Genomic DNA, 11,955 nt, shown 5'->3' on the forward strand with positions numbered 1-11,955 from the left:
TGGCCTTTTTCTTTGTGGAAGCGACAGCGATGATTCCACCAAAGGAATTTCTTAGAAAAATCAAGCCATTTTCCTTTCTTCCGGAGGAACAATTGGCCGCTCTGACGGGCAGTCTGGATGTGGCCATGTACGCGGCGGGTAAGGTGGTATGCGCCAAAGATGAGGTGTCACCTTCGGTTTTTCTCGTCTTTTCAGGGCTTGTGGGCCTGTACGACGGTGACGAACTGGTGGATCTCGTCTCCAAGGGAGAAATTTTCGGCCTTCTCTCGGCGATCCACCATAGCCCGTCCTATTACGAAGCGCGCGCTCTGGAAGATACCATCTGTTACCTCATTGATGCCGAAGCCTTTGAAAAGGTCTATCGATCGCACAGTGCCTTTGCGTCCTTTTTCACCACATTTATTGAACGGCGTTTTCGCTCCTTTGCGCAACTGGCTCGCGAACAGGAATCCCTGCGGGACGGCGCCACGGCGGTCCTGGTGGAAACCGTGGTGAGCAAGTCGCCGGTGACCTGCGCTCCCGACCAGTCCGTTGGGGAAGCCGTCGGCATCATGGATGCCCACGGCGTGGGGTCTGTTGTGGTCACGGAGGGTGGCCGGCCTCTGGGCATTCTCACGAACCGGGACATGCGCCGCGTGCTGTTGCAGGGAAACCGAAACAGTGCTGTCAAGGACTTCATGTCGGCGCCGGTCATCACGGTGGATCGTCGAGCTTCGGTGCTGGAGGCGTACACCACGCTGTTGCGCACCGGCATCGACCACTTGGTGGTGACGGACCAGGATCGCGTGCATGGCGTCATCACCAGCAAGGATGTGCTGGCGCAGCTGGAACCGTCCTCATCCATTCTGGCCCTGTATCGAAAGATTCTCAAAGCTGTAGACCTGGAAGAGCTCAAGAGTGCCTTTCACGCCATTCGTGTGGCCGTTTCTGAAATGGCTTTAAAAGGCAGCCACTTTGACCAGCTCTCCCGCATGATCACTTCCGTCTACGACACCGTGGTGGTTCGTGTCATCCAAAGGCATATACCCCAAAAGGATGTTCAGGATTTCGTGTGGGTGCATGTGGGCAGCTCAGGCCGAAAAGAACAGATATTTACCACGGATCAGGACAGCGCCATCATCTGCGCAGCGGCGGGCCCGTGTGTGAACGTCACCGAAGACATCACGCGCACTTTGGAACAGATCGGCATTCCGCGATGCCCTGCGGACTATATGGCGTCGAACCCGCGATGGCACCTGAGTCTCGATGCTTGGAAGGAACATTTTCGGCGATGGTTTGCAGAACCCATTCCCGACCATGTTCGGTATCTGACGGTTTTTCTGGATTTGAGAGCGGTTTACGGCAACGGGGAAATGCTCGCCCAACTCATCGAGGCCATTCAAGAGTCCGTCACCAATCAGGCGGTGCGTTTTCTCGCCTATGATGCGGCCTTGCATGAGCCGCCCATCGGCATTTTCGGCATCAAGCATCGAGATCGAGACATGGATATCAAGCGCTATGGCCTATATCCCATTGCCAACGGGGTTCGCGTCATGATTGTGGCCAACCGCATGCTGCGCATCACCAACACCAGGGAACGCATCGAAGCGTTGCGGGATGCCGGCGTGATGGGCAAGGAAACCGCCGGGGATCTTTTGGAAGCCTATGCCTTTCTTCAGGATCTTAGGCTCAGACATCAGGCGCGAGCCAAGAAGCACGGAAGCCCGGAAACCAACCTGATTAGGCCGGAACATTTGGACAAAATGGATCTTCTGGTTTTGAAAGAATCACTTAAGGTGGTGGCCTCTTTTCAAAAGAATCTCAAAGCCCTTTACGGTGTGGATCGAGGGCTTTGATGCTTTTGACGGAAGCGACTTTTGTGTCCGTGGATTTGGAGACCACGGGGCTGGATGTGCGCCACGACGACATCATCGCCGTGGCCTTGGTGCCCATGGAAGGCCTAAAGATTCGTGTACGGTATGCCTATTACACCCTGGTCAAGCCTCGCACTTATCGGCTCAAGACCATGAAAGTCCATGGCATCGCCCAGGACGCCCTGCAACATGCGCCGGCCTTTGAAGAGATTGCTGAAGAGCTCATTGACCGGTGCGACGGTTTTTTGTTGGGGCATTGCGTGCATATCGATTACCAGTTTCTTCGGCGCGCCTTCAAGGAGGTTGGTCTGTCTTTTAAGCGCGAGCTAGTGGACATTGCCGAAGTGGAAAAGTGGATCGGCCAGAAAACGTCCCATCGGCCAAGCTGTGACGAACTGAGCCTGGATGCTCTGATCAGCCGTTATGGCCTAAGGGAACACTACCGCCATCACGCCTTGGCCGACGCTTTTTTTGCCGCCCAGATTTTCCAGATTCAGATGACGCGCCACGGCGTGCTTCATCTGGAACAGCTGCTCGACCAAATCAAGAACCTAAAAGTTTGCGACACCCCGTTTTTGGTCTAAGAAATTGTCCGAGCATGCGCTTTCTTTTGAAGTCGGTAGGAGTGTTGCAAAGTTCGATGAAGTTTTGAGGTTTCTGGCGCAGCCACAAAAGCGGCGTGCCCGCGGATGGGTTTGGGGCCATGACGTGCTGCCCTCTATTGAAGATGGCCGGGCGGGCTGCAGGTGTGGAGCCAGGGGCGCGTTTGCCAACTGGCGGCGGGCCGGTGAGGAAAATGGGCTTTATGATCGTGATGCTATGTGCTAGTCAAAGAAGGCTCTCCAGGAAAGTCGTCGATAGGTGGGCCCTGGGGCTATGAATCAAGGACAGATGGACCAAAGAATCAAAGGAGGAGGCGGATGATGAAAAGATGGTCGATGGTTGTGGGACTTGTCGTGGTGTTTGTTGGGGCGATGGCCTGGCACGGATGGACGGCGGACATCGAATTGGCCAAGAAGTCCACGCTGGAGGAGATTCTCAAGCGAGGCGAGCTTCGCGTGGGGTTTGAGGCGGGCTACATGCCTTTTGAAATGACGGACAAAAAAGGCAATTTCGTGGGTTTTGACATCGACATGGCCAAAGAGATGGCCAAGGCCATGGGTGTGAAGTTCGTTCCCGTGAACACGGCCTGGGACGGGATTATTCCCTCGCTCATTACGGGCAAGTTCGACATCATCATGAGCGGCATGACGGTCACGCAGGAACGAAACCTGAAAGTGAACTTTGCCGATCCTTACATCATCGTCGGCCAAACCATCCTCTTGAACAAGAGACATGAAGGCTCGGTGGCGTCTTACAAGGACCTGAATGACCCTAAATACATCGTGACCTCCAAGCTGGGCACCACGGGCGAACAGGCCGTCAAACGATTGATTCCCAAATGCACCTACAAGTCTTTTGAGACGGAAACGGAGGCCGCCCTGGAAGTGGTCAACGGCAAGGCGGATGCTTTTGTCTACGACCTGCCTTTTTGCGTGGTGTTCCTGGCGCAGCAAGGGGCAGGAAAGCTGGTCTTTTTGGACAAGCCTTTTACCTATGAACCTCTGGCGTGGGCCATCAACAAGGGAGATCCCGATTTTCTGAACTGGCTGAACAACTTCCTGCGCCAGGTGAAAAATGACGGCCGCTACGATCAAATCTACAACAAGTGGATCAAGAGCACCGAATGGATTCAGGATGTAGCCCAGTAGCCGGAGAAGCTTCCTAATTGACGGGCAGCGGCTGAGGATAGTGGCTCATGGCACGAGTGTCGCAAAACATGACTCGAGTGGCTTACGCCTTTTGGGTCATGGTATTTTTTGTAATGGTTTTCGGATTGGTGGGGATTCTCTACTACGCCACGCAAAAAGTGGACTACGTGTGGCGCTGGTATCGCGTGCCCCAATACTTTTACTACAAGGAAAAAATCGAAGTTCGTTCGGAAATTCAGGGCCGCGTTGAGGAAATCGCCAGCACCGGAGATACCGCGCGCCTTCGTGTGGCCGGGGACGGAGAATCGGCCCAGTACACGGTTCCGGTTCAGGGACTGCGCGTGGATGCGGGAGACACGGTCTACCCTGGTGATGTACTGGGTGTGTTTCATCGGTGGAAAGTGGGCATTCTCTTGCAAGGCCTGTGGCTGACCCTCAAGGTCAGCCTGATTTCCATCCTGCTGGGTACACTCATCGGGCTGGTCGTCGGCCTGGCGCGCATTTCTGCCAACCCCGCCCTTAGGTGGTCGGCCGTGACCTACGTGGAGATCATTCGAGGTTCCCCGCTGCTCGTCCAAATTTTTATCTGGTACTTTGTTCTTGGCACCGTGATCAACACGCTTTTGGCCAAGAACGGCCTCGAACAGTTGCCGCCCATTTGGTACGGCGTGGCCTCGCTGGCCTTCTTTTGCGGAGCCTATGTGGCGGAAATCGTCCGGGCCGGAATTCAATCCATACACCGAGGCCAAATGGAAGCGGCGCGGTCCTTGGGCATGAGTTACCCTCAAGCCATGCGCCACGTGATTTTGCCTCAGGCTTTGCGACGCATTCTGCCCCCTTTGGCCGGCCAGTTCATTAGCCTCATTAAGGACTCTTCGCTTCTGGGCATCATTGCCATTCGGGAGCTGACCAAGGCGACCCGCGAAGTGGTCACGACGAGCCTTCAGCCCTTTGAGCTGTGGTTCATGTGCGCTTTGCTCTATCTGGTGATGACCTTCGGGCTGTCCATGTTTGTTCAGTACTTGGAAAGGAGGACAGCGGTTTCGTGATCACGGTCGACAACGTTTCCAAGACATTTCATGTTCCCCATGAGGTCAAAGCCCTGCGGAATGTCTCCTGCCAGGTGACCAAGGGGGAGGTGGTGGTGATCATCGGCCCCTCGGGGTCGGGCAAGAGCACGCTGCTTCGGTGTCTGAACCGCTTGGAACATGCGGACACAGGCCACATTTACATCGACGGCGTGGATATTTTGGACCGCAAGACCAATATCAACAAGGTGCGGGCGGAAGTGGGCATGGTGTTTCAGTCCTTCAACCTGTTTCCTCACAAGACCGTACTGGAAAATGTCACCTTGGCCCAAATGGTGGTGCGAAAAAGGTCCCAAAAAGACGCTGTGTCCAAAGCCATGGCGCTGTTGCAGAAGGTGGGCATACCCGATAAGGCGTCGGTCTATCCGGATCGCTTGTCCGGAGGGCAGCAGCAGCGGGTGGCCATCGCCCGAGCCCTGGCCATGGATCCCAAGATCATGCTCTTTGATGAACCCACCTCGGCCCTGGACCCCGAAATGATCGGGGAGGTGCTCGACGTCATGAAAACCCTGGCTCGAGAAGGCATGACCATGGTGGTGGTCACGCATGAGATGGGGTTTGCTCGAGAAGTGGCCGATCGCGTTCTTTTCATGGACCAAGGGTGCATCGTGGAAGAGGGCACTCCGGAGCATTTCTTTACCAACCCGACCCATCAGCGAACCAAGCTTTTTTTGAGCCAAATCCTGTGAGTGCCGCGGGAAGGATAAGGGGATGGAAAAGCATCTTCTGATCACCGTCAGCGATGAAATGTCCCATCTTTGTGGCGTGCGATTTGTGGCGAATTTTTTCAAACAAAAGAAGGCCTTTCGCCTGACCCTTCTTTACGTGGCTTCCACGCAGCCGACGGGCGATTGGAAGGCCGACAGGCCTCGATCCAAGGCGAAAATTCCTGCGGAAACACAAGCGCGAGGGCAAAAGGCATTGGACCGCAGTGCCGAAATCCTTATGGAAGCAGGATTTGACGAAGCCCAGATTCAGTCCAAACTGATTCCCAAGGAAATGGAAACGGTCAAAGAAATCGTCATGGAGGCGCGACGAGGCTGCTACGACGCTGTGGTTCTCGGGCGCCGAGGCTATGCCGCATTTGCCGGCGTGTTTTCCACGAGTGTCAGCACGGAAGTGCTTCGCCAGCCTTTGCCCTGCCCTCTCTGGATCTGCCGAAATCCGGGTTCGGAACATGAACGCGTGGTTCTGTGCGTGGATGATGCCGAGGCCAGCATGCGAATCACCGATCACGTCGGCTTCATGCTTCGTGATGAAGAACATCGTGTGTGTCTTTTTCACGTGATAACGGATCGAGCGCAGCAGACTCGAGACATCATCGACAAGGCCACCAAGGTGCTTGAAGACAACGGCGTGGCTTCCCAACGCATCGACCGGAAAATTATGGTTTCGCAAAACGTGGCGGAAGCCATCATGGATGACCACCGAGAATCACCCGCTTCCGTGATCGCCATGGGCCATGAACACGAAGGAAGTCATGGATTTTTCGGCGGGATCTTTTCCAGCTCCGTCTGCTCCGGCGTGCTCAAGCGCTTTGAAAACGGAGCCCTGTGGATATCCAAATAACAAGGGTTTATCGCGGCGCGCCCACGCTCGGAAACGGCTCTTTTACGCGAGCCGAAAACGCTCTCGAAGCCTTTGGCTCAAGGTTCGAGTGGCCTCAAAAGCCTTTTCCACGGTCTGGGTTCCGTCGGGATTCACCAGGCAACAGGTTGCCGGAGACAGGAGACTTCGCGCCACCAATGCATCTCGGTCGATACCTTTTTGAGCCAGTTGGTTCCACAGCCCCAACAGCCGGGATTCCAGAGACTCCACAGACTCGGCTTCAAAAGGTTCCACGTTGGTGGGAACCATGCCCCATATCAGAATGCCTCCGCGGTCTAAAAACCGGCGAATGGCTCCGCTGTAAGACACGAAAATTTCCCCGTTGCTGTACATGTCCAGGGACAAAACGTCCAGATCCAGGTTCAGCAGAAAGTCCCAGTCGGGATTGCCGCACAGGTGAATGCCTCGCGGCCTCTCAATCATGGCAAAAAAAGCTTCCATGTCGCTGCGGGCGCTCAGGTGATTGTAGCCGCTCAGGGCGCTGAAAATAAACTGCAGACCCGGCTCGTCCACAAACATGAAGGCGTTGGGGTGAAGGGTCTTGAGGCGTCGAAGCTGCACATTGACCCGCTGCGCCATGAATTCAAAAAGAAACGGGCGCACCGTATCGTTGAAGAGAATGGGGCGTTCCGCTTCGTCCTGTACATTGAAACCAAAGCTCACGGGCCCTTCCAACTGCCCTCGAATGGCCGGCCGGTCGGAAAAGTCCATCTGCAGAAACTGATGATACACGGCGGAGTATTCCGGGCTGATGTCGAACAGGCTTAGGTCGTCAAAACGGCTGAGAACGTCCGGAAGTTCCTCAATGAATTTTTCCGTGGAAAAGCGCAGCGTGCGGTTTTCCAGATTCAGAACGATACCCGGAAAGTGTTCGGAGGCCTGTACGTACATGTCTTCGTAATAGTTGAGCAAAGGAAGTTGAGGCCAAAAAGGAATGTCTAAAGACAAGGCCACGTGAAGGGCGCGCTCCACGTCGCGGTGAGGCATGACGGCCATGGCCGTCGTCAAGAGATTTCCGGGTATGGGCATGGAGCTCTCCTTGTGATGGTGTCCAAAAGCTTGGCTGCGGGTTTTTTTCGCAAAAGGGGATCGGCTCCCTTGCTGGCACGGTGGCCAACAGCAAAGGAACCGGTCCCTGCGTGCGTCCGCGGGCTCACTCAGCCTTTTTGCGGCGTTTCGCAATGCCCGTAGCCTTATCCTCGACCACAGTCTTCTCGACCGCCTCCCCGACCTGTCAGGATCCCAGAATGGCCTTGAGGTCCTCTTCCGGTGTGCTTATGGGCTTGATGTCGAAGTTTTGCACCAGCACCTGAAGAACATTGGGACTGATGAACGCGGGCAGAGACGGTCCAAGGCGAATGTTCTTGATGCCCAGGTACAGGAGGCTGAGAAGAATCGCCACGGCCTTTTGTTCATACCAGGAAAGCACAAGAGACAACGGCAGCTCGTTGACGCCGACGTTGAAGGCTTTGGAAAGAGCCAGAGCGATCTGGACCGCGGAATAGGCATCGTTGCACTGGCCCACGTCCATGAGTCGAGGCAGGCCGCCGATGGTTCCCAGGTCTTTGTCAAAGAAGCGAAATTTGCCACAGGCGAGGGTCAGAACCACGCAGTCCTGGGGAACCAGTTCCACGAAACGAGTGTAGTAGTTGCGGCCAGGCTTGGCGCCGTCACAGCCGGCCACCAGGAAGAAATGGCGAATGGCTCCACCCTTAACCGCTTCAATCACCTTGTCGGCCACGCCAAGCACGGTGTTTCGGGCAAAGCCTACCATCACGTGGGCTCCGTTGGTGTCTTCGGAAAATCCGGGAAGTTCCAAGGCCCGTTGAATAACCGGCGAAAAATCCCAACGGTCCACGTGGCACACGCCTGGCCAGCCCACCACGCCACTGGTGAAAATGTTGTCCTTGTAGCTTTCCTGAGGCTTCTGAAGACAATTGGTGGTCATAAGAATCGCGCCGGGAAAGGCGGCAAATTCCTTGGCCTGGTTCTGCCAAGCGGTGCCGTAGTGGCCATAGAAATGTTCATATTTCTTCAATCCCGGATACCCATGACATGGCAGCATTTCCCCGTGCGTGTAGACGGTGATGCCTTTGCCTTGGGTTTGTTTGAGCAGTTCTTCCAGATCCTTCAGGTCGTGACCTGAAACCAGAATGGCTTTGCCCTTGCGATGCCCCAAAGGCACTTTGGTGGGCACGGGATGACCATAAGTGCCCGTATTGGCAGCGTCCAGAAGCTCCATGGCGCGAATGTTGATCTCCCCAACGCGCAGGACGCGACCGACCCAATCGTTCAAAGCGAGGTCCAACCGGACGGTGTCAGCGAGGATTTCCTGCAGCCCCGCATAGACCGCCTCGTCTTCCTGGCCCAGAATCTGGGCGTGATCAGCATAGGCGGCCACGCCGCGCAGCCCGAAGATCGCCGTGTGCTTCAAAGATCGAATGTCCTGATTGGGTTCGGGGTCCTTGTCAAAGCCGACGGCTTCCCCCTGGCGAACCATTTCGGCTACAGAGGTCGCAGGTTGCAGAGTCGCTGGGCCTTGCGCGAAGTCGACAAATCCTCCAGCCGCCTTGACCCGGGCCTTGAGCTTTTCGCGCATTTCCACGGTTTTTTGGATAAAGCGAGCGATATCCTCGGGGTCAAAGTTCACGTTGGTGAGCGTGGTGAAAAGGGCCTCACAGGTAAAAACGTTGACTTCTCGGTCCGAGACGCCGACCTTGCGGCCTTCCACCGCCACCTGGCTCAGCCCTTTGAGCGCATGGGTCAAAAGATCCTGCAGAGCCGCCACATCGGGCTGTTTGCCGCACACCCCCAGCTTGACGCACGCTTCATTCTTGGCCGTTTGTTCGCATTGATAACAAAACATGGGTGCCTCCTTTTGATGGGGTTCAACCTGCGGCCCTCAAGAGCCGCCTTTCCTTGCTGCACGATGGCAGCATAAGGGGTAGAGGCATCCAAATCATTGACCTAGGTCAAAAAGGGTCTCTTTTTTCACAGATACTGCCCGCCCAGTTCATCGATGAGCGCATCGATGGGTTTGCCGGTTTCTTGTTCCAATTCTCTGCGCGCCCTCGCTAGCCGTGGGCGATAGGCGGGAAGGTCGTCCACGCACCGAAGCGCGCCGCCGTAGCGGCCCAATCGATACAGAATGCGATCGTCGTCGGAAAGGGCCAGATACTGGTCGATAATATCCAGGAGCTTGGGCTTGTCGTGAGGAAAAGTTCCTTCCAGGTTTTCCAACAGATTTCTCATGTGGTCCGACGTGAGGGTGCTGTGAAGGCTGTGCAGGTTTTCAATCATGAGGCGGATTTCCCTCACAACGTCGTCGTCGCTTAGGGTTTGAAACGCGCCCGATTGAAGATGCTCCCACAGAGGCGTGTTGGGGGGTACGCGCAAGGTGCGCAGTCGAATGAAGTGTGGATCGATAGCTTCCAGCACACGTGCCGTTTCCAGCGCGTGCTCCCGGCTCCATTGCGCGCCGCCAAGACCGGGCATGACGTATTCCGAAAGCGTCATGCCGGCTTCTTTGACTTTGATTCCGGCTTCGATGTGTTGCGCCGCGGTGGCTCCTTTGTCCATGAACTTCAGCACCGTGTCGGATCCACTTTCTAACCCGATGTGCACACGGTCCAACCCCGCTTCGCGCATTTCGCGCAGTTCTTCAAGACTCTTTCGCGCTAAGGTGGCGCTGCGGCCGTAGCTGGTCACGCGCGTGATGCCTGGAACTCTTTCCTTGAGGTAGCGCAGGGCTTCCACGAAATCCTTGGTGCGCAGGACGGGGTTGTTGGCATCCTGAAGGAAAACGGTGCCGTCCCCGTGATAGAGCCACACGGCGACATGGCGGTAGGTGCCGCTCTTGGTGGAATCCGTAAGAATGCGCTGAAGAACCGCCTCACTGACGGCGCCCCCTTCCCCCATGGACCAGGACAGGGCTTTGACGTCGTCCACGATGGCGCGAACCGTATCGATGTCAGCCTTGATCTCGGCCAATGAGCGGCGGCTAAAGGCCTGTCCCTTGTAAACGGGGCAAAAGGCGCAGCGGTTCCAGGGGCAGTTTCTGGTGAAGCGCAGAAGCAGACTGCGGGATTCACTGGGTGGTCGAATGGGTCCTTGTTCAAAGTCAAAACGCATACCAAACCTCCATGGTCGGGCCAAAGTCGCCCAATGGTTGAGTTTCTTCAACGGTGTCAGTATACTGTACAAGGTGTTGTGCCCCGAGAGTCAAGCCACGATTCGACGAGGAGTTTAAGGCATGGCGGAAGAAAAGTTCACGGCCGTCTATCTCATGGTGAGGCAGGAGGAACTGCGCCCCGAGGATCAAGGGTCCTACGAAAGGCCGCTGGCGGAGCAAAAGGAAGCCTGCCTGGCTTTGATTCAAGAAAAACTTCCTCCGCAAGAACAGGAACCCGTCAGCTTTTACACACGCCGCTCCCAGCTCTTCATGGATATGGAACGCAAAAAGGTCAAGCGGCTCGTGGTTTATGAAGTGGAGCGGTTAGCGGCAAACAGGCAGGAACTGGAAGGCATTCTCTTTGAGTGCCGATCGGCAGGTATTCCAATCCTTTCGGTGCGCTGAAAGCACGCAAGGCCGGTAGGGTTTCCTCCGGCCTTGCCCAAGAAACCGCATCAGGCGATCTTGACCTCCACCTTTCTCGGTTTGGCTTTGTCCACCTTGGGCAGGGTGAGGGTCAAGACCCCGTTCTTCATGGCTGCTTCGATCTTGGATTGATCGATGACGCGACCCAGAGTGAATTGCCGGAAATAGTCGCCCACCCCGTATTCGCGAAGCAACATTGTTTCCCCTTCACCTTCTAAAGTCACCGTGCCGCGAATCGTCAGCTGATCGTCGCGAAGATCAATATCCACATTTTCCGGCGAAACACCAGGCATGTCCGCCACAAGCTTCAGAGCATCCTGCGTTTCGTAAATATCCACCGCCGGAATGTAGACGGGAATGTTTCGAGTGGTTTCCGCTTGGGTCTGCACTTCCTGTTTTTCCCTTACCTGAAGGTCCTTGTCGGCCATGATCGTCACCCCCTTGTGCTCTCCTTCATGGACGTCGGCATCTCAAACGGTTTTGACAGCGATCTGTTTCGGTCGGACTTCCTCGGCCTTAGGCAGTGTAATCTTCAGAATGCCGTTCTGAAACACCGCCTCCACCTTATCCACGTCAATGCGCGTCGGCAACGTCAAGCTTCGACGGAACCGGCCGAATTCCCTTTCTCGGCGGTGATAACTCACGTTTTCCTCGGCTTCATGGCTCTTGCGCTCCCCACGAAGCGTCAGGGTGTCCCCTTCCACCGAAATGTCGAGATCACTCGCCTGAATTCCGGGAAGTTCAGCGCGCACATAAAGATTGTCCTTGTCCTCACTGACGTTCAGCAGAGGGAAAACGCCCATCCTTAACGGGCGAATACCCCGAAATCCCGCGAAGAGGCGATCCATCTCGCGACGAAGCCGATCCATTTCACGTTCCATTTCCTCAAAAGGTCGAAAGAGATCTGCTTGGTCGGACCAACGCAGCAATGCCATGGCGATAGCCTCCTTTCATATTGAATTTACTTGGAAAAATGTGTTTGTTTCGATCGAAAATTAAGTTTCTTGGGCAAACCTGTCAAGATGGGTCCCGAAACATTGACAAGATGTGAGGAATCT

At 55.5% G+C, this 11,955-nt stretch carries 12 protein-coding genes; 7 read left to right on the forward strand and 5 right to left on the reverse strand.

Translation table 11 applies throughout. The features are described 5' to 3' along the window. Positions 1-29 precede the first annotated feature (29 nt). The 6 genes from EDC27_RS15435 (at position 30) to EDC27_RS15460 (ending at position 6,261) form a co-directional block, all read left to right on the forward strand. Positions 30-1,835 (forward strand): putative nucleotidyltransferase substrate binding domain-containing protein, encoded by a 1,806-nt coding sequence (locus EDC27_RS15435; RefSeq protein WP_148045794.1) that lies wholly within the window; start codon positions 30-32, stop codon positions 1,833-1,835. After that, a complete protein-coding gene (locus EDC27_RS15440; protein ID WP_123291533.1) occupies positions 1,835-2,437 on the forward strand; it encodes a 3'-5' exonuclease in 603 nt (200 codons plus the stop codon). Before EDC27_RS15435 ends, EDC27_RS15440 begins: the two co-directional genes overlap by 1 nt. Before the next feature lie 339 nt (positions 2,438-2,776). After that, positions 2,777-3,604, forward strand: coding sequence for a transporter substrate-binding domain-containing protein (locus EDC27_RS15445; RefSeq protein ID WP_123291591.1), 828 nt, complete (start codon positions 2,777-2,779; stop codon positions 3,602-3,604). A gap of 47 nt (positions 3,605-3,651) precedes the next feature. Continuing rightward, positions 3,652-4,653 carry an amino acid ABC transporter permease gene (locus EDC27_RS15450; RefSeq protein ID WP_123291534.1) on the forward strand — a complete coding sequence of 334 codons (1,002 nt, stop codon included), beginning with the start codon at positions 3,652-3,654 and terminating at the stop codon, positions 4,651-4,653. After that, complete coding sequence (locus EDC27_RS15455; RefSeq protein ID WP_123291535.1) at positions 4,650-5,381, forward strand: amino acid ABC transporter ATP-binding protein; 732 nt, start codon at positions 4,650-4,652, stop codon at positions 5,379-5,381. The genes EDC27_RS15450 and EDC27_RS15455 overlap by 4 nt, the downstream gene beginning before the upstream one ends. 22 nt (positions 5,382-5,403) lie before the next feature. Further along, positions 5,404-6,261, forward strand: a complete 858-nt coding sequence (locus EDC27_RS15460; RefSeq protein WP_123291536.1) for a universal stress protein — start codon at positions 5,404-5,406, stop codon at positions 6,259-6,261. Between the two features lie 42 nt (positions 6,262-6,303). Here the strand turns inward: EDC27_RS15460 and EDC27_RS15465 are convergent, their stop codons facing one another. The 3 genes from EDC27_RS15465 to EDC27_RS15475 form a co-directional block, all read right to left on the reverse strand. Further along, positions 6,304-7,329, reverse strand: coding sequence for a uroporphyrinogen decarboxylase/cobalamine-independent methonine synthase family protein (locus EDC27_RS15465; protein WP_123291537.1), 1,026 nt, complete (start codon positions 7,327-7,329; stop codon positions 6,304-6,306). Between the two features lie 205 nt (positions 7,330-7,534). Beyond that, entirely contained in the window at positions 7,535-9,166 is a 1,632-nt protein-coding gene (hcp, locus tag EDC27_RS15470; RefSeq protein ID WP_123291538.1) for a hydroxylamine reductase, read from the reverse strand. A gap of 125 nt (positions 9,167-9,291) precedes the next feature. Beyond that, a complete protein-coding gene (locus tag EDC27_RS15475) occupies positions 9,292-10,431 on the reverse strand; it encodes a radical SAM protein (protein WP_123291539.1) in 1,140 nt (379 codons plus the stop codon). Between the two features lie 121 nt (positions 10,432-10,552). On the opposite strand from EDC27_RS15475, the gene EDC27_RS15480 reads away from it, so the two are divergent. Then, the gene (locus tag EDC27_RS15480; protein ID WP_123291540.1) at positions 10,553-10,876 is read left to right on the forward strand and encodes a recombinase family protein; all 324 of its coding nucleotides are present in this window, start codon (positions 10,553-10,555) and stop codon (positions 10,874-10,876) included. A 50-nt stretch (positions 10,877-10,926) separates the two neighbouring features. Here EDC27_RS15480 and EDC27_RS15485 read toward each other — a convergent pair whose 3' ends face one another. Both EDC27_RS15485 and EDC27_RS15490 read right to left on the reverse strand, forming a co-directional pair. After that, on the reverse strand, positions 10,927-11,325 hold the full coding sequence (locus tag EDC27_RS15485; RefSeq protein ID WP_123291592.1) for an Hsp20/alpha crystallin family protein: 399 nt from the start codon (positions 11,323-11,325) through the stop codon (positions 10,927-10,929). A 42-nt stretch (positions 11,326-11,367) separates the two neighbouring features. Then, positions 11,368-11,832 (reverse strand): Hsp20/alpha crystallin family protein, encoded by a 465-nt coding sequence (locus EDC27_RS15490; RefSeq protein ID WP_123291541.1) that lies wholly within the window; start codon positions 11,830-11,832, stop codon positions 11,368-11,370. Between the last annotated feature and the right edge of the window lie 123 nt (positions 11,833-11,955).

It is taken from the genome of Desulfosoma caldarium (assembly GCF_003751385.1).
Classification (GTDB): Bacteria; Desulfobacterota; Syntrophobacteria; order Syntrophobacterales; family DSM-9756; genus Desulfosoma; species Desulfosoma caldarium.